The sequence below is a fragment of the Blastomonas aquatica genome (assembly GCF_014639875.1).
GTDB lineage: Bacteria > Pseudomonadota > Alphaproteobacteria > Sphingomonadales > Sphingomonadaceae > Blastomonas > Blastomonas aquatica.
Genome location: NZ_BMGD01000007.1, coordinates 39,805 through 57,005, shown reverse-complemented (window position 1 = coordinate 57,005; position 17,201 = coordinate 39,805). Strand labels below are relative to the sequence as shown.

Below are 17,201 nucleotides of genomic sequence, written 5' to 3'. Positions count from 1 at the left end.
CAGGCCCGTTCGGCCGGAAAGACGACCCATGACAGTGATGCAACCGATCCAGAAATCCTCTACCGATGTGAGCGCGCATGTCGCCGCGCTTTGCAAGGCCGCGAAGGCTGCAACGCGGCAGCTTGCGACGGCGGATACCGCGACCAAGAATGCTGCACTGCGCGCTGCGGCGCGGGCGCTGCGCGCTGCAAGCCCCGATTTGATCGCTGCCAACACGGCAGACATCGCCAGCCTCGATGCCAGCAAGCCTGAATCTTTCATCGACCGGCTGCGTCTGGACGAAGGCAGGGTCGCTGCTTTGGCGGACGCGCTGGATGCCATCGCCGAACTGCCTGACCCGGTGGGACGGGAACTCGCGCGGTTTGAGCGGCCCAGCGGTCTCGACATCCGCCGTATTGCGGTACCGATCGGGGTGATCGCGATGATCTATGAATCGCGCCCCAATGTCGGTGCGGATGCGAGCGCATTGTGCATCAAATCGGGCAACGCCATCATCCTGCGCGGCGGATCGGAGAGCATCCGCTCGACCGAGGCAATCGTGCGCTGCATGCGCGAGGGGCTGGCCGAGGCTGGCCTATCGCCCGATTGCGTGCAGACGGTAGGCACCACCGACCGCGCTGCGGTCACCGAATTGCTGCACGCGGTCGATGACATCGATCTGGCCATTCCCCGGGGCGGTCGTGGCCTTGTCGAACTGGTCCGGCGCGAAGCCCGGGTGCCGACGCTGCTGCATCTGGATGGCAATTGCCACAGCTATGTCCATGCCGATGCGGATGTGGCGCAGGCGGTCAAAATCATCCGCAATGCCAAGCTGCGTCGCACCGGCGTATGCGGTGCGACCGAAAGCATCGTGATCGACCGTCAGATCGCCGCCCAAATGCTGCCCGCGCTGGTCGAAGCCATGCCCGATTGCGAATTGCGCGGTGATGCAGACGCGATTGCCATCGAACCACGGCTGACGCCCGCGAGTGACGGCGACTGGCGCACCGAATATCTCGATGCCATTGCCTCGGTGAAGCTGGTCGATGGCCTGGATGCCGCGATCGCCTTCATCGCCGAGCATTCTTCTGGACACACCGATGCGATCCTCACGCGCAATGCCGATGCCGCGCGCCGCTTCATGCTCTCGATCGACAGCGCGGTGGTGATGCACAACGCCTCGACCCAGTTTTCGGACGGCGGCGAGTTCGGCATGGGCGCCGAGATCGGCATCGCCACCGGCAAGATGCATGCACGCGGTCCAGTGGGGCTGGAGCAGTTGACCAGTTTCAAGTATCTGGTCCACGGCAATGGTCAAACCCGCGACTGACCTGCGCCCGATCCTGGCCCCTAAACCAACGCCGAACGGAACAATGTCATGAATTCGGAAACCGCCATCTCGCTGGGCGGCTATTTCGTGCTGATGCTTGGCATCGGCCTGTATGCCTGGCGCAAATCGACCAGCAATGTCTCCGAATTCATGCTGGGCGGGCGCAACCTGCCGCCAGCCGTCGCGGCGCTCTCTGCAGGGGCGTCGGACATGAGCGGCTGGATGCTGATGGGGCTGCCCGGCGCGGTGTATCTTGCAGGCTTCAGCGCGGTGTGGATCGCGGTCGGGCTCACCATCGGCGCATGGGCCAATTACCGCCTCGTGGCACCGCGGCTGCGCGCCTATACCGAAATCGCCGACGATGCGGTCACCATCCCCGATTATCTCGAAAAGCGCTTTGGCGATCGCAACCGCAACCTCCGGGTCATCGCCTCGCTGGTGATCGTCGTCTTCTTCACTTTGTATACCTCGGCAGGGCTGGTCGCGGGCGGCAAATTGTTCGAGGCCTCGTTCGGCTATGATTACCGCTTCGGGCTGATCCTGACCGCATCAGTGGTGGTTTTGTACACGCTGTTTGGGGGCTTCCTCGCTGTGAGCCTGACCGATTTCGTCCAGGGCTGCATCATGTTCATCGCGCTGGTGCTGGTGCCGATCGTCGCGATCGCGGCAGTCGGTGGCTGGTCGGACACCCAGGCGGCGGCCACTTCGATCGATCCGGATTATTTCGACTGGTTCGCCGGTGTCAGCACGCTGGGGATCATATCGAGCCTGGCCTGGGGGCTGGGCTATTTCGGCCAGCCGCATATCATCGTGCGGTTCATGGCGGTGCGATCGGTCAAGGACATGCCCGCCACGCGCAGGATCGGCATGTCGTGGATGATCGTCACGGTGATCGGCGCGGTGTTGTGCGGCATCGGCGGGCTCGCTTATGTCACGCAGAACAGCATCGCATTGGCCGACCCCGAAACGATCTTCATCGTGCTGTCGCAGACTTTGTTCCACCCCTATATCGCGGGCTTTCTGCTGGCCGCGATCCTCGCAGCGATCATGAGCACGATCTCGTCGCAGCTTCTGGTGTCGTCGAGTTCGTTGACCGAGGACTTCTACAAGACGTTCTACCGCAATTCGGCTAGCCAGACCGAGCTGGTGATGGTCGGCCGGGTGGCAACGCTAGCGGTCGCGATCGTCGCGGTTTTCCTCGCGCTCGACCGGTCGAGCAGCATCCTGTCGCTGGTCGGCAATGCCTGGGCCGGGTTCGGCGCGGCATTCGGTCCGGTGATCCTGCTGAGCCTGCACTGGCGCCGCATGACCCGTCAGGGCGCGCTTGCGGGCATCATCGGCGGCGCATCGACCGTGCTGGTCTGGCTGTTCGTACCCTTCACGATCTACGGGCAGGCGCCCAGCGATGCGATCTACGAGATCATCCCGGGCTTCATCGTCAGCGCCATCCTGGCTGTCGCGGTCAGCCATTTCGGCAAGCCTGCGCCTGCCACGCTGGAGAAGAACTTCAGCGCGATGCTCGCCCAGCAATGATCGGACCAGGACTGGAATAGCGTTCGATCACTGCAAGCAGCGATCTGACCACATCAACCGCTGCCGGCGAATACGCCATATTGCGTCCGCCACGCGGCGACTTCCTCGCGAAGATGCGCAGGCGCGGTGTCGCCTGAAATGACCAGGCTCGCGACATCGCTTTCGGGGTGCATCAGCATCTTGCTCGATCCATCGCTGAACCACACCGCAACCAGCCGTTCGCACAGGCTGTCGAGGATGGTACGCGCCATCGCATCATCGATCGCGTCGTCGCCGATCTTGCGGACATTGAACGACACCGCCTCGAGGCAATTGCGCGGTTCGCGCACGAAGTTGAGCGACACCAGCAACCCCGAACGATCGGGCCGCGCCGCATCGGGCATTTCGGCCACCCGGCGCCATGCGCAGAACCACGTCCGGCAGATTGGTGGCCGGACCGCGTGGATACTGCACCCCTGCCCGGTGAGGTTGATGCACGGCGTGCCCGCTGGCTTCTTGAACTCGGGCGTGTTGACCGTCAGCACACTGCAGCATGCCGTGCACGCGCCGCAATCGCGGTCGGCGAGCACCGGCCCCAACAGGATGGTCTCCAGATCTTGCTCGGTGGACATGCGCGCCAACCCTGCCGCGCTGCCGCGCGGAAAGCAACACCGCGTCCTGCATCGTGGGCATAGCGGATTATCCAAAAAAAGCCCGGGTGGCATCGATTTGATCTATGATCATGATTTTCAGCGGCCTACCTTTGGCGCGCAACCATTTCCAACACGCTGCCGCAGTTACCGAGGGGGGCTTCCAATTGACCGATCGCGTGCCACTGATCGACAAAAAGTTTGCCAACCGGGTCGACTGGAACCTGATGCGAACCTTTGTCGATATTGTTCGCGCCGGCGGCATCGGGGCTGCGGCGCGCCAGCTCAATCGCCAGCAACCCAGCATCAGTGCCGCGCTCAAGCGGCTCGAAGACCATGTCGGCACCACTTTGCTCCACCGCACCGCCACCGGTGTGGAGATGACGGCCGCGGGCAAGGCGATGATGACGCTGTGCGAGGACATGCTCGAATCGGCGCGGATGATGCCGCACCAGATTGCGCAGGCGACCAAGCGGGTCGAAGGCTTTGTCCGCATCCAGATCGTGTCCGGCCTGGTATCGCCCGAGTTCGACGAAGCCATCGCAAGCTTCCACCGGCGCAACCCCGATATCCACATCGAGATTCGCGTGTCGCCCTGGCGGCAGGTGCTCGACGCGCTCGAGCAGGGCGAGGTCGAGATCGGCGTGAGCTATGACAGCTCGGTGCGCGGCAGCCTGATGTACGAACCTTTGCTGGTCGAGCGGCAACAGCTGTATTGTTCACGCAGCAGCCCGTATTTCGGGCACCGCGTCAGCCGGTTGATCGAGCTCAAGGACGAGCGGTTCGTGCTGACCGGCGAAGACGAGATCGAGCTGATCAGGAACCTGCGCCGTCGCAACCGGCTGGGCACCCGGGTCAGTGGCCTTGCCGAAGACATCAACGAGGCGCAGCGACTGATCACTTTGGGGGTGGGCATCGGCTTTCTGCCGGTGCTGGCAGCGGAAGGCGCAGTCGCGAGGGGCAGGCTCTGGCCATTGCTACACGCCGATGTCGAGCCTTCGTACGACATCTATTTGCTCGCGCGCACCGATCCTGCACGCGATACCGCGACGCAACTGTTCTGGGACGAGGTGTTTCGCCGGGTGCGCGCGCTGCGGATGGCATAAATCAAATCTATGCCTTTCATCGAGTATTTACCCCTCCCCTGATGACGCACTGCAACGCAGACTTGCCGCTCTGGATGGAGTTGCGGCATGTTGACCAGCGTTGAGGCCCCTGCGGGCGTGAAAGACCGGGTTTTCAACCTGATTCCGCCTGCGATGATCGCGATGGTGCTGGCGTTCTGGGCCTATGCGCCCAAGGCTGTGCTCGATCACGGCGTGACGCTGATCGTCACCTCATCGGCGATCACGATCATCGTGCTGCTGCTCGAGTTCGTGCATGAGCGGCACAGCGGCTGGCGGATGAACCGGCAGGAGTTCTTCACCGACCTGTTCTACGTCGTGCTGAGTGCGACGGTCATTTCGTGGCTGTCGCAGACCCTCGCCGAAGACCCGCTGCTTGCCGCGAAGGCGGCTCTGGGGATCAGCACCCAGTGGATGGCGCAGCTGCCCTGGCTGGTTCAGGTGATGATGGTCATCGTCGTGCTCGAGTTCGGCCAGTACTGGATGCACCGGCTGATGCACAATTCGACCCCGTTCTGGCTGACGCATGCGCCGCACCATCACCTGACCCAGCTCAATGCCGCCAAGGGCGCGGTGGGTAACCCGATCGAACTTTTCCTGATCAGCCTGAGCGTGCTGGCGCTGTTCGATTTCGACAAGACCGCATTGTTTGCCGGGCTCAACACGCTGGGCGTGATCTCGACCTTTGCGCATGCCAATGTGAAGTCCGACCCACCGATCTGGTACGCATTCTTTTTCACCACCATCCGCAACCACAGCCTGCACCATTCGACCGACTACGAGAGCACGCGGTGCAATTACGGCAACTCGCTGATCCTGCTTGATCGGATCTTCGGCACCTACCGCGAGGGTGAAGGCGTGCTGGTCGGTCAGGATGACCGCAAGCGGCTGACGATCTGGGAGCAGACGGTGTTTCCGTTCGTTCCGCTGATCGACAGGATCAAGGCGCGGCAACCGGGCGCGGTCGAAGCCGACACGGGCGCGGCTGGCACCAGCCAAGCCAGACAGGACGAGCAGCCTCATGCGGGAGGCGCCGCCGCCGCATGAGCATTACGCGCTCCCGGCGAATAGACGCGGCCCGCACCGCTTTGGTGCAGGGAGACCTGCAGGCGACTCACAATTTTGCCGCGACCCTGGTGGCGGATAATCCCCGCGATGCCGAGGGGCATTTCCTGCTGGGTGTCGCCGCATCGAGCGCGGGGCAGATCCACGCAGGCATCCAGCATCTGGGGCAGGCGGTAGCGATCGACCCGCAGGGCGAATACCGCGCGCAGCTCGCCAAGCTGTTCTGCCTCGTCCGCCGCGATGGCGATGCCGCCGACACGCTGCGCGCCGCCGAGCAGGCGCCGCCCGCCGATGCGCTCAGCCGCGACACGATGGGCTGCGTCTATGCCAGGCTTGGCAACCATGCCGCTGCGCTCGCGCATTTCGAAGAGGCGGTGCGGCTGCAGCCCGGCAACACCGAATACCGCTACAATCTCGGCGTCACGCTCAACTTCCTGGGCCGGGTTGATGCATCGGAGGCTGCGCTCGAGGCATTGATCGCGCTCGCCCCCGATCATGCCCGCGCGCACCACCTGCTGGCCTCGCTGCGCAAGCAAAGCGCAGACGCCAATCACGTTGCGCGGCTGGGTCAGGCTTATTCCCGTGCGCGCGACGGCCGCGACCGCCTTTTGCTCGGCTATGCGCTCGCCAAGGAGCTCGAGGATGTCGGCGAACCCGACCACGCGCTCTACACCCTGTGCAAGGCCAATGGCGAGCACCGGCGTACCCTGCCCTACAGCTTCGGTCGCGATGCCGCCGCGTTCGATGCGATCGAGGCCAGCTGGCCCGCGGTGCATTCCGCGCCCGCCACCGCGCCTTCGGCTGAAGCCCCGGTCTTCGTCATCGGAATGCCGCGCACCGGCACGACCCTCGTCGATCGCATCATCTCCTCGCACCCGGGCGTTGAAAGCGCAGGCGAACTGCAGGCGATGCCGCTGGCGGTGAAGAAGGCCTCCGCCACCCGTACCCCGACCGTCCTGGATGCAGAAACGATCGCGGCCGCCGCGCGGACCAATATGGGCGACATCGGCCGCGATTATCTCCAGCGCGCCAGCCACCACCGCCGCAATCCGGGCCTGCGCTTTACCGACAAGTTTCCAGGCAACTTCCAATATGCCGGATTTATCGCGAAGGCGCTGCCCGAAGCAAAGATCGTGTGCCTGCGCCGCCACCCGATGGACACGGTGCTCGCCAATTTCCGCAATCTTTTCGCGGTTTCGTCGCGCTACTACGACTATAGCTACGACCTGCTAGACATCGCCGCTTATTACGTGCGGTTCGACAGGCTGATGGCGCTGTGGGCGCGCGAGATGCCCGGGCGCGTGCTCGAATTACGCTATGAGGACCTGATTGCCGATCAGGAAGGCCAGACCCGGCGGCTTCTCGACCATTGCGGGCTCGAGTGGTCGGACGACTGCCTGAGTTTCCACCAGAACGCGGCTCCGGTCTCGACCCCGAGTGCGGCGCAGGTCCGTCGCCCGATCTACAGCGACTCGGTCGCGCGGTGGAAGCGCCACGCCGAGGTGCTCGAACCCGTGCGACGCTTTTTCGACCAGCACGGCATCGACACCCAGTGACAAGGAACCCCCAGCCATGACAGGTATCCGAAAAGTCGTGCTGAGCGCATGCCTGTTTTTGGCCATGTCCGCACCCGCATTGGCCGAGCGGGTCCCGACGACGCGTCTGGTCGGATGCGGACCGGAGAGTTGCCTGCTCGTCTCTGGAGAGCGCGCGGATGCGGCGGCGACGGTCCTCGTCAATGGCCACGCCGTCGCAGCCCAGGGCGCGCGGCACTGGCGGGTTCGCGTGCCGGTATCGACCTTGCGCGCCTGGTCAAAACCGCATGCCCGGAGCATTTCGGTGACGGTCGCCGATACCGAATATGACGCCAGCCTTCCCGTCGGAATGCTCGCCGCGCCGCACGATCTGGCAATGCTGGTGGTTCGTGTGAAGTAATAACCGTCGCCAGAGTAAGTAATAAAAGTACAGATTTGGGTGCTATATTGAAAGTTTTGTCTCCTGCCGCTATATCGGATCCAGCGGCCAAAGAGCCGTGCCCGTCACGCGCAAGGAGATCACCCATGAAAACCAGCCTAATGGCACTCGCCACTATTGCATTCGCCCTTTCCGCCAGCGGCGCTGTCGCAGCTGAAAACCCTTTCGCCAAGGATCAGGCTGTCCTGAAACTCCAGGATCTCGATCTTGCCACCGCCGATGGTCAGCAGCGTCTGGCGATTCGTGTCGATCAGGCCGCGCGCGCCGTATGCGGCGAGCGTCTGTCGGGTGTGCATCTCGCGCTCGAGGCCAAGGCTCAGGAATGCCGGACCGCAGTAGCCGCCGATGTCCGCGCGCAGATCGAAGCTCGCCTCGCGCGCGCGCCCAGCGCCTCGGCAACCCAGGTTGCGGCTCTGCGCTGAACCTGACGTCCTGTGCGCGACCGGGGGCCCCGGTCGCGCAACAGACTAATTTGCCGGTGCCAGGATCGGCTCGGGCCACCAGGTCAGCGTGTGCACATCATGCGCTGATGTCCAAATCCCACCGGTTGCAAAGCGCAGCGCACCGCTGCCCTCGGCCTTGCCCTGTCGCGCGATGACCGTGAGCGCGTTCGGATCGATCGCGACAAAGGTCTGGTCCTCGGTGGTCCGCAGCCACACGAGCCCCGCGCCGGTGTCGATATCGCCATATTTCAGCACCGTGCCGACCTTCACCCGGCCCAGCACGTCGCCGGTCTGCGGATCGACTTTCGCGACAGTACCATCGCCCTGCTCCTGCACCCAGACGGCGCCCTCGCCTGCGGTCAGGAACCCCGGTTGCTTGCCCAGTGCGGTCGTCTTCGTGACCGTGTTGGTGGCAGGGTCGATACGCTGGACCGTCTGGCTCGTGCTGCTCACCGCCCAGACCGAACCAAAGCCGAAGGTGAGATACCAGGTGCCGGGGCTGACCGTGATCGTGGCAATGACGGTGTTGGTGGCAGGGTCGACACGCGAAACCTTGCCCGCCACATTGTCGCTTGCCACCCAGATTGATCCGGCGCCTGCGACCACATTCAGTTCGCCCGTGCTGGCAAGGCCGGTCGGAACCGTGGCGGTTTTCTGAGCGGTCTGCGTGTCGATGCGGACCAGGGCTTGCTCCTTGCAGTCGGCCACCCACAAGGATCCATCGAGTATCGCCATCGCGCCGCAGGGCTTGGACATCGCAACGCCGGCAATCTTGCCGCTGCGCGACCATCGTTCTACCCGGCCATCGTTGGTTGCCCAGACGCTGTCGCCATCCACTGCGAGGAAATCGGCGAAACCGGGCACATCGATCACCTGCTCGGAATGCGCCTGCGCCATTGGTGAAAGGGCGGAAATCCCCGCCGCGAGTGCTGCGGCGGTAGTACGAAGTTTGTCCATCATCTGCCCTTTCTATTTGCCGGAATAATCAGGTTATCTGCGCGATATAGGCGCGCCATCCCCCCAGATGGGTGATGTCCTCGGCCCCGGTCAGCGCACGCGGTTCGGCAACGAAGCCCTTGACCGAGGTCCCGTCGGCGAGCGTCACCGTGCCGATCGCGAGCGGAGGTGGCACTTCGACGACGAAGCTGCCAAACTCGGCAACGCCCATCTCGTAGACCTCGACCGCAATGGCTGCACCATCTGCGCTGTGCACCAGTGCGGGCTTGGGCGGCGTGCTGTTGGCGATCGCATAAAGCCGGTATTCGGGCGCGGTCTGAAACGCGCCGACGAAGCTCGCCTCGCGCGAGGTAAGCTGCCAGTGCAGCGGCATGTCCTTGAGATGTGCGCCGACAACAGCGAGTTTTACGGTCTGCATTTTGCCCTCCAGATCGAGCGGGGGTGGCGGGGGAAGATCGGCGATGGCGAGATAGGCGTCGGCGACATCGAGCAACGCGTGGTCGGTGTCCGCCGGGCCGATCAGGGTGATGCCAAAGCCGGTGGCGTTGGCGCGGGTGCCCGCCGGAATGGCAAGCGCGGCCATATCGAGCAGGTTGACGAAGTTGGTGTAGAACCCCAGCGCGCTGTTGAGCGCGATCGGTGCAGCGGCCAGTTCGGCAACGCGATAGGTCGTGCCCGTGGTCGGGAAGGCCATCAGGTCGATGCTCTCCCAGACCGTATCGGCATGGCGCTTGAGCTCGGCGAGCCGGTAGATGCCGTTGAACAGCTCGACCGCGCTGATGTCTGAGCCCGGCGCAACGACCTCGCGCACCGTGGGATCGATCGCTTGTGGGTTGCTGGCCAGGATACCCGCGATAGCCGCGGTCCGCTCGGCCACCCACGGGCCGCTATACAGCAGCTGCGCGGCCTCCTGCAGCGGGGCATAGTCGATCTCGACGATCGTGCCGAGTTGGGAGAGTTTCTCGAGCGCCCGGTCGTAGAGATACTCGGATTCCAGATCGCCGAAGAACACCCGCTGGTCGCGGCGAGGGACGCCGATGGTGCGGCGCGCGATCGGGCGTTCGGCCAGCGGTTTGGAATAGGCATCCGCCGCATCGAAGCCTGCCACGACGCTGTCGATCAGCCGCGCATCCCTGGTATCGTCGGTGAAGACGGTGACGCAATCGAGCGTGCGGCAGGCAGGCACCACGCCCCGATTGCTCCAGCGGCCCTTGCTGGGCTTGAATCCGATCAGATGCTGGAAGGCGGCGGGGACCCGGCCCGATCCTGCGGTATCGGTTCCCAGCGCAAAGGCGACCAACCCCGCGGCCACCGCACTCGACGATCCCGAACTCGATCCGCCGCTGACATAAGCGAGGTTGTACGCGTTGCGCGGGCTCCCATAAGGGCTGCGGGTGCCGTTCAGGCCAGTGGCGAACTGGTCAAGATTGGTCTTGCCGACGCACAACGCGCCTGCGGCGAGCAGGCGATCGACCACGGTTGCAGAGGCATTGGGCTGATAGGCGAAGGCAGGGCACGCCGCAGTCGTCTCGAACCCCGCAACGTCGATATTGTCCTTCACCGCAAACGGCACCCCTGCGAGCGGCAACACCTCGCCGGCCGCCACCCTGGCATCGATCGCGCGCGCTGCGACGATCAACTCTTCGGGCGAAGCACGGCTGATCCAGATCTGCGGCTGCACCGCGTCATAGGCCGCCAGCCGCGCCAGCGTGTCCTCGGCGATGGCAACAGCGCTGGTGGCCCGGCCATTCACGGCATGCGCGATGGCGGAGGCGCTGCGGCGAGTCATCGCGCTCATGCGTGCCTCGTCAACGCGAGGATCGGCGCTCCGGGCTGCACCGACTGCCGCTCCTGCGCATACAGCGCGCTGATCGTGCCCGCGCCGGGACTGTCGACGCGGCATTCCATCTTCATCGCTTCGATGATCGCGATCGCATCGCCTGCCTGCACCTCGTCCCCCACCGCGACCAGCATCTTCCAGACGCTGCCGCCAAAGGGCGCTTCGATCACATCGGCGCCATCGGGCACTTCGACCGCGCCGCTCTCAACGGCTTCGGCCTCGGCAGGGTCGGCGCGATCGAACTCGCCGCGCCGCTGCCAGTCGGCGCGCTCGCCATCGAACGCGGCCTGGCGGGTGTGCTCGAATGCCGCGATCGCCTCGGCATTGTCGGCCAGGAACGCGCGATAATCGGCCAGCCGGAACTCGGAGGGCTCGATGCGGATCGAGCGCCGTCCGGTCGGGAAGTCGCGCCGCCATTCGGTCAGCTCGTCGGCGCTGACCGGATAGAAGCGGATCTGGTCGAAGAATCGCAACAGCCATGGCTTGCCTTCGATGAACGCGTCGGTCTGGCGATAGGTGTTCCACACCTGCAGCGTCCGCCCGAACAGCTGATAGCCGCCGGGCCCTTCCATGCCATAGATGCACATATACGCGCCGCCGATGCCGACGACATTGGGCGGGGTCCAGGTGCGCGCGGGGTTGTATTTGGTGGTGACCAGCCGGTGGCGCGGATCGACCGGCGTGGCCACCGGCGCGCCCAGGTACACATCGCCTAAGCCCAGCACGAGGTAGTTCGCCTCGAAGATCAGGTTCTCCACCGCCGCCGCATCGGGCAGACCATTGATCCGGCGGATGAACTCGATGTTGTCGGGGCACCACGGCGCATCGTCGCGCACCGCGCCCATGTACTTTGCGATCGTCTCCAAAATCGCTGGGTCACGCCAACTCAGCGGCAGATGAACGATGCGCGAGGGGATGGTGAAATCTTCGAGGTCACCCAGCCGTTCCTCGGCAGCCATAAGCGCGGCGAGCGCCATGCTCTGCGTCATCGTCGCGCCATCGAAATGGAACTGTAGCGAGCGGATCCCGGGCACGATGTCGATCACACCGGGCAGCGCCATCCGCTCGAGCTCGGTCATCAGCGCCTGCACGCGGATGCGCAGCTCGATATCGAGCACGATGGGGCCATATTCGACCAGAATGTTGCGGTCGCCCTGCTGGCGATAGACGGTGCGCGGGCGCTGCGGGCCTTCCGCGATTACGCCGAGGATTGGCGAGAGCGTTTCGATCGGCCGCGCCGGGCTCACGCCATGGCATTCACCGGTTGCCAGCAGGCGGCGTTGCAGGCTGTCCGCAGCAAACGCATCGTGCGCGTTGACCGGCACGAAGCGCAAAGTGTCGCCGGGCGAAAGCTGGCCGATCTTCCAACGGTCCGCTGCGATCACCACGAACGGGCAGACGAAGCCGCCCAGCGAGGGACCATCGGGGCCGAGGATGATCGGCATGTCGCCGGTAAAGTCGACCGCACCGATCGCGTAGGGGTTGTCGTGGATGTTCGAGGGGTGCAGCCCCGCTTCGCCACCATCCTTGCGTGCCCAGACCGGCTTGGGACCGATCAGCCGCACCCCGGTGCGATTCGAGTTGTAGTGCACCTGCCACTGCGCGGCGACGAAGGTGGCAACGTCTTCATCGGTGAAGAAATCGGGTGCGCCGTGCGGGCCATAGAGCACGCGCAGCGACCAGTCGTTCGACAACTCGGGCATCGTCGCTCTTGTCAGCGGCGCGTTTTCAGCCTCGCCGCCCAGGTGCAGCGTATCGCCCGCGAGCAGGCGGCGCGCGGCGTGGCCGCCGAACTGGCCGAGTTCGAAAGTGCTGCGGCTGCCGAGGTACGGCGCGATGTCGAGCCCGCCCGCGAGCAGAATATAGCCGCGCATCCCGCCACCGGTTGCCCGGCCCAGCGCCAGCGTCTGACCGGGCGCGATGGCGATGGGCTCGCCGCGCGCCACCGGCGCGCCATCAAGCGTTGCGCCGAAATCCGCACCCGTCAGGCAAATGCGTGCCGCCGCGTTGAAGATCAAAGTCGGTCCGGTGATTGTCACCTCAAGCCCGGCGGTGCCCTCCGGATTGCCCAACAACCGATTACCCAGCCTAAAGGACTGGTCGTCCATCGGCCCAGAGGGCGGGACCCCGACCGACCACAATCGCTGCCTTCCGGGCCAATCCTGCACCGTGGTCGCGGTACCGCCGCTCACCACCTGGATGCTGAACGGATGATATGCGACGGTATCGAGTGCGCGGGTCGAAACCTCGCCGCTGACGAACTCCGGTGAACGAACGACATTGCGCAGCCAGCGCAGGTTGCTTTCGATTCCGTCGATGCGGCTGGCATCGAGTGCGGCCTGCATCGCGGCGACGGCCAGTTCGCGCGTGTCAGCATGGACAATCAGCTTTGCCAGCATCGGATCGTACCAGGCGCTGACCGTGCTGCCCGCCATCACCCAGGTTTCGGCACGGACATCGGTTGGGAAATCGACCGCAGTCAGCGTACCGGAGGTCGGGCGGTAATCATGCGCCGGGTCCTCGGCATAGAGCCGCACCTGGACCGAACGGCCCTTGGACTGCGACGGTGCATGGCTGAGAAAGCCGAAATCACCCGCGCCGCCGCGCACCATCCACTCGACCAGATCGATCCCCATCACCTCCTCGGTGACGCCATGTTCGACCTGCAGCCGGGTGTTCATCTCGAGGAAGAAGAACTCCTCGCGCTCGGAATCATACAGGAACTCGACCGTTCCTGCCGAGCGGTAGTTCGCCGCCTTGCCCAGCCGGATGGCCGAAGCGATCAGGTCGGCGCGCACATCGGCGGGCAGCAACGGCGCAGGCGCTTCCTCGACCACCTTCTGGTTGCGCCGTTGCAGCGAACAATCGCGCTCGCCCAGCGCCACGACCTGGCCAGCGCCATCGCCGAAGATCTGCACCTCGATATGCCGGGCGCGGCGGATGTAGCGTTCGAGGAACACGCCGGCATCGCCAAAATTGCCCAGCCCCTGCCGCGCGACGGTGGCAAAGCCCTCGCGGACCGCCGCTTCGTCCTCACACACCCGCATGCCGATTCCGCCGCCACCCGCCGTTGCCTTGAGCATGACCGGGAAACCGATGGTCTGTGCGGCGCTTGCGGCTTCGTCCTCGTCGGTGAGGAGATCGGTGCCCGGCGCGAGCGGTATTCCGTGCGCAGCCGCCAGCGCGCGCGCGCTGTGCTTGAGCCCGAAGGTGCGCATGTTTTCGGGCGTCGGGCCGATGAAAACGATGCCTGCTTTGGCGCAAGCCTCGGCGAACTCGGCGTTCTCGGCCAGAAAGCCATAGCCCGGATGGATCGCGCCTGCACCGGTCTGACGCGCGGCCTCGAGGATCGCGGCGACGTTGAGATAGCTCTCGGACGCGCGCGCAGGGCCGATGCACACCGCCATATCGGCCTGGGCGACGTGAAGAGAATCCTCGTCGGCTTCTGAATAGACCGCGACCGAGCGCAGCCCCATCTTGCGCAAGGTGCGGATGATGCGGGTTGCAATCGCGCCGCGGTTGGCAATCAGGACGGTGTCGAAGCTCATGCGGTGACGATCATGCGCACGGGCGTGGGGTTGAAGCCGTTGCAGGGGTTGTTGATCTGCGGGCAGTTGGAGACGACCACGGTGACGTCCATCTCGGCGCGCAGGTCTACGGTAAGGCCCGGTGCGGAGATGCCATCGACAATCCCCAGCGCGCCATCGGCTTCGACCGGCACGTTCATGAAGAAGTTGATGTTGGGCACGATGTCACGCTTGCCGCGTCCTTCCCACAGGTTGGCCTCGAGGAAATTCTCGACACACGCGTGCTCGGACTTGGTGTGGTGGCCATAGCGCAGCGTGTTGGACTCACACGAACAGGCGCCGCCGATGGTGTCGTGATATTCGACCGAGGTGGCGGCGATGGTCATCATCGCGCGGCCCTCGTTCGAGCGCAGCACGGTGCCCTGCCGCAGGAACAGATTGCCCTGCGCCGCCACCGTGTCCTGCGCGCTGTAGCGTTCGGCATCGTCGGCGGTGGCATAGAGCAGGAAATCGACCGCCTGGTTGCCTTCCAGATCGACGATGCGCAGCGTCTGCCCGGCGGCAATATGGTGCAGCCATGGTGCGCGCGCGGGCACGATGATATCGTGGACGACAGGGCCGGAGAGCCCGGCGAGATGGGGATCGACGCTCATGGGAACAGGCTCCTTCTTTCAGCGGCGGAAATAGTCTTCGACGTTCAGAAAGGCGCGCTGGCCTTCGGGCGTCGCGTTGCGGATGGCGTCGTCCTGCGCCGTCACCGCCCCGCGCCACGCGGTCGCGCGCAGCGGGGTGACGGTGTAGGTGTCGCGCGGATCGAGCACATGCGGCACGTTGGCTATGACGACGATCACGTCCATCTCGGCGCGCAAGGTCAGGCTGCGGCCCGGCGCGAACGGGCCCACATCGGGCACAATCGCGCCATCGGCGGCGATCTTCGCGCCTTTGAAAAGATTGATGCACGGGTGGACATCGCGCCGCTGCAGGCCGTGCTTGGCAACACCCAGCAGAAAGCGATCGCGGCCATTGGGATGCGGGCCGCTGTTGCTGCCGTCGCCATATTTCGCGGCGTTGGTCGCGGCGTTGGAGGTGCCGCAGAAGGCATCGTGCGTGCCAGCGTCATCCTCAAGGATGCTCATCACCACCCGGCCCATGTCCGAGAGCAGCAGCTTGCCCGCGCCCAGATACGCGTTCCACTGGACCTTGACCGTGTCGGCAACATTCAGCCGCTCGGTCGGCATTTCGGCGTTGAACAGCAGCAGCGCGGCGCAGGCATCGCCCTTGGTATCAATCAGCCGCAACCGGCTGCCGCGCGCCAGCCGCCGCGTGGCATAGCCGCCCGCTGCGATCGTCTCCTCCCACACCAGATCGTCGGACGAGACACCCTCGGGCAGGTCGCTGGCGGCTGGCGGTAGCACCGGCATCGCTTCGACCACGGTGCCTGCCATCGACCGGGCATGATCGCGGGCGGCGTTGGGATCGGCAAGGACAGCACTCATGCGGCGGCTCCTTCGGTTAGGTTGGCATCGGGCTCATAGAGCGGTGGCAGCAGTGCGGTGGTGGTGACCAGCTGCAACTGATGCACCCCGCGCACCCGGCGCAGCGCATCGCACAGATCCTTGAGCCGCACTGCGGGGCCCTGCACCAGCAGCACCTCGAGCGACTGGTCGTCCTCGAGGAAGACATGCTGCGAGGAGATCACCTCCTTGAGGTACTCGGCTTGGGTCTGCGCCAGCTGGTGTCGCACCCGGCCGCGGTCCCCGCGATAGACGATGGTGATGGTGCCCGCGAGCATCTCGTCGGGGCGGGTGTACGCCTCGTGCTCGGCGAGCGCATGGCGGATCAGCTCGGCGATCAGCTGCGATCGCGACGGAAGACCGCGTTCTGCCACCATCATGTCGAGCTGCCGGAACAGCTCGCCGGGCAGGCTCATCGACAGACGGGCAAGGCTGGTGGGTTCGCTGCTCACGTCAGGCACTTTCTTGCAGTTGGGGCGGGGCTTCGGATGGCGGTTGAGAGGTTTGCTCAGGTTCCGGTTCAGGCTCGGGGTCCTTGCGCAACGCGATGTCGTAGACGGCCGTCGCGCCAAAGCGGTGCGGGGCGTGCGGATCGTGGCGGCGCTTGTCGAGCGCCAGCACCCGGGTGCCCAAAGTGAATGCTTCGCGGATATCGTGCGTCACCATGATGATGGTGAGCTGATAATCGCGCCACAGCGACAGGATCAGCTTGTGCATATCGGCGCGGATGCCTGGATCGAGCGCGCCGAACGGCTCATCGAGCAGCAGGATGCGCGGGCGCTTGATCAGCGCCTGCGCGATCGCCAGACGCTGCTGCATTCCGCCCGAAAGCTGCGCGGGAAACTGGTGCATCGAATCAGCAAGGCCGACCGCTGCGAGCATCTCGGTCGCCTGCGCCTTAGCGGCGCGCTTGGCCGAACCGAACAGCCGCGCCGACAAGGGTGCCTGTTCGCACTCGAGCCCGAACACGGTGTTGTCCAGAGCGGACAGATGCGGGAACACCGAATAGCGCTGGAACACCACGCCGCGATCGGGCCCGCATTCGGGCGCGAGCGGTGCGCCGTCGAGCTCGATCTTTCCGCGCGTCGGGCGCTCCTGGCCCAGGATGATCCGCAGCAGGCTGCTCTTGCCCGCACCCGAGGGCCCGACGATCGAGACGAACGACCCCGCCGCGATATCGAGATCGACCTTTTCAAGCACGATCTTGTCGCCATACTCGACCCACACGTTCTGCAGGCTGAGAATTGGGCCGGGGATAGGGCCAGGGATAGAGGTGGCCACCGCGC

Annotated in this window: 15 protein-coding genes; 7 read left to right on the top strand and 8 right to left on the bottom strand. The window is 64.9% G+C overall.

Translation table 11 applies throughout. The features are described from left to right. The first annotated feature begins 28 nt into the window (after positions 1 to 28). On the top strand, positions 29 to 1,309 hold the full coding sequence (locus IEW00_RS16560; protein WP_229737105.1) for a glutamate-5-semialdehyde dehydrogenase: 1,281 nt from the start codon (positions 29 to 31) through the stop codon (positions 1,307 to 1,309). Between the two features lie 48 nt (positions 1,310 to 1,357). After that, positions 1,358 to 2,842 (top strand): sodium/proline symporter PutP, encoded by a 1,485-nt coding sequence (putP, locus tag IEW00_RS16555; protein ID WP_188515536.1) that lies wholly within the window; start codon positions 1,358 to 1,360, stop codon positions 2,840 to 2,842. A gap of 53 nt (positions 2,843 to 2,895) precedes the next feature. On the opposite strand, the gene IEW00_RS16550 is transcribed toward putP, so the two are convergent. Further along, the gene (locus tag IEW00_RS16550; protein ID WP_188515535.1) at positions 2,896 to 3,453 is read right to left on the bottom strand and encodes a YkgJ family cysteine cluster protein; all 558 of its coding nucleotides are present in this window, start codon (positions 3,451 to 3,453) and stop codon (positions 2,896 to 2,898) included. A gap of 185 nt (positions 3,454 to 3,638) precedes the next feature. On the opposite strand from IEW00_RS16550, the gene IEW00_RS16545 reads away from it, so the two are divergent. The 5 genes from IEW00_RS16545 (at position 3,639) to IEW00_RS16525 (ending at position 8,056) form a co-directional block, all read left to right on the top strand. Then, positions 3,639 to 4,577, top strand: coding sequence for a LysR family transcriptional regulator (locus tag IEW00_RS16545; protein WP_188515585.1), 939 nt, complete (start codon positions 3,639 to 3,641; stop codon positions 4,575 to 4,577). An 87-nt stretch (positions 4,578 to 4,664) separates the two neighbouring features. Then, on the top strand, positions 4,665 to 5,642 hold the full coding sequence (locus IEW00_RS16540) for a sterol desaturase family protein (protein ID WP_188515534.1): 978 nt from the start codon (positions 4,665 to 4,667) through the stop codon (positions 5,640 to 5,642). Further along, on the top strand, positions 5,639 to 7,216 hold the full coding sequence (locus IEW00_RS16535; protein ID WP_188515533.1) for a tetratricopeptide repeat-containing sulfotransferase family protein: 1,578 nt from the start codon (positions 5,639 to 5,641) through the stop codon (positions 7,214 to 7,216). The genes IEW00_RS16540 and IEW00_RS16535 overlap by 4 nt, the downstream gene beginning before the upstream one ends. Before the next feature lie 16 nt (positions 7,217 to 7,232). Beyond that, positions 7,233 to 7,595, top strand: a complete 363-nt coding sequence (locus IEW00_RS16530; RefSeq protein WP_188515532.1) for a hypothetical protein — start codon at positions 7,233 to 7,235, stop codon at positions 7,593 to 7,595. Between the two features lie 125 nt (positions 7,596 to 7,720). Further along, positions 7,721 to 8,056 carry a UrcA family protein gene (locus tag IEW00_RS16525; protein WP_188515531.1) on the top strand — a complete coding sequence of 112 codons (336 nt, stop codon included), beginning with the start codon at positions 7,721 to 7,723 and terminating at the stop codon, positions 8,054 to 8,056. A gap of 45 nt (positions 8,057 to 8,101) precedes the next feature. On the opposite strand, the gene IEW00_RS16520 is transcribed toward IEW00_RS16525, so the two are convergent. Genes IEW00_RS16520 through IEW00_RS16490 form a run of 7 tightly spaced genes read right to left on the bottom strand, consistent with a single transcriptional unit; the run spans position 8,102 to position 17,196 of the window. Next, positions 8,102 to 9,034 carry a Vgb family protein gene (locus tag IEW00_RS16520; RefSeq protein WP_188515584.1) on the bottom strand — a complete coding sequence of 311 codons (933 nt, stop codon included), beginning with the start codon at positions 9,032 to 9,034 and terminating at the stop codon, positions 8,102 to 8,104. A gap of 28 nt (positions 9,035 to 9,062) precedes the next feature. Then, positions 9,063 to 10,832: an allophanate hydrolase gene (atzF, locus tag IEW00_RS16515; protein ID WP_188515530.1), complete on the bottom strand. Its 1,770-nt coding sequence runs from the start codon at positions 10,830 to 10,832 to the stop codon at positions 9,063 to 9,065. Then, positions 10,829 to 14,422: an urea carboxylase gene (gene uca / locus IEW00_RS16510; protein ID WP_188515529.1), complete on the bottom strand. Its 3,594-nt coding sequence runs from the start codon at positions 14,420 to 14,422 to the stop codon at positions 10,829 to 10,831. The genes atzF and uca overlap by 4 nt, the downstream gene beginning before the upstream one ends. After that, a complete protein-coding gene (locus IEW00_RS16505; RefSeq protein ID WP_188515528.1) occupies positions 14,419 to 15,054 on the bottom strand; it encodes an urea amidolyase associated protein UAAP2 in 636 nt (211 codons plus the stop codon). Before IEW00_RS16505 ends, uca begins: the two co-directional genes overlap by 4 nt. A gap of 18 nt (positions 15,055 to 15,072) precedes the next feature. Then, complete coding sequence (locus IEW00_RS16500) at positions 15,073 to 15,897, bottom strand: urea amidolyase associated protein UAAP1 (protein ID WP_188515527.1); 825 nt, start codon at positions 15,895 to 15,897, stop codon at positions 15,073 to 15,075. Then, positions 15,894 to 16,367 carry a CopG family ribbon-helix-helix protein gene (locus IEW00_RS16495; protein WP_188515526.1) on the bottom strand — a complete coding sequence of 158 codons (474 nt, stop codon included), beginning with the start codon at positions 16,365 to 16,367 and terminating at the stop codon, positions 15,894 to 15,896. Before IEW00_RS16495 ends, IEW00_RS16500 begins: the two co-directional genes overlap by 4 nt. A 1-nt stretch (position 16,368) precedes the next feature. After that, complete coding sequence (locus tag IEW00_RS16490) at positions 16,369 to 17,196, bottom strand: ABC transporter ATP-binding protein (RefSeq protein ID WP_229737104.1); 828 nt, start codon at positions 17,194 to 17,196, stop codon at positions 16,369 to 16,371. Positions 17,197 to 17,201: the final 5 nt, after the last annotated feature.

Coding starts and splice junctions, on each gene's coding strand:
- IEW00_RS16500 (WP_188515527.1), bottom strand. CDS start 15,897: ATGAGTGCTGTCCTTGCCGATCCCAACGCCGCCCGCGATCATGCCCGG.
- IEW00_RS16540 (WP_188515534.1), top strand. CDS start 4,665: ATGTTGACCAGCGTTGAGGCCCCTGCGGGCGTGAAAGACCGGGTTTTC.
- atzF (WP_188515530.1), bottom strand. CDS start 10,832: ATGAGCGCGATGACTCGCCGCAGCGCCTCCGCCATCGCGCATGCCGTG.
- IEW00_RS16505 (WP_188515528.1), bottom strand. CDS start 15,054: ATGAGCGTCGATCCCCATCTCGCCGGGCTCTCCGGCCCTGTCGTCCAC.
- IEW00_RS16530 (WP_188515532.1), top strand. CDS start 7,233: ATGACAGGTATCCGAAAAGTCGTGCTGAGCGCATGCCTGTTTTTGGCC.
- IEW00_RS16520 (WP_188515584.1), bottom strand. CDS start 9,034: ATGGACAAACTTCGTACTACCGCCGCAGCACTCGCGGCGGGGATTTCC.
- IEW00_RS16525 (WP_188515531.1), top strand. CDS start 7,721: ATGAAAACCAGCCTAATGGCACTCGCCACTATTGCATTCGCCCTTTCC.
- uca (WP_188515529.1), bottom strand. CDS start 14,422: ATGAGCTTCGACACCGTCCTGATTGCCAACCGCGGCGCGATTGCAACC.
- IEW00_RS16560 (WP_229737105.1), top strand. CDS start 29: ATGACAGTGATGCAACCGATCCAGAAATCCTCTACCGATGTGAGCGCG.
- IEW00_RS16535 (WP_188515533.1), top strand. CDS start 5,639: ATGAGCATTACGCGCTCCCGGCGAATAGACGCGGCCCGCACCGCTTTG.
- IEW00_RS16550 (WP_188515535.1), bottom strand. CDS start 3,453: ATGTCCACCGAGCAAGATCTGGAGACCATCCTGTTGGGGCCGGTGCTC.
- putP (WP_188515536.1), top strand. CDS start 1,358: ATGAATTCGGAAACCGCCATCTCGCTGGGCGGCTATTTCGTGCTGATG.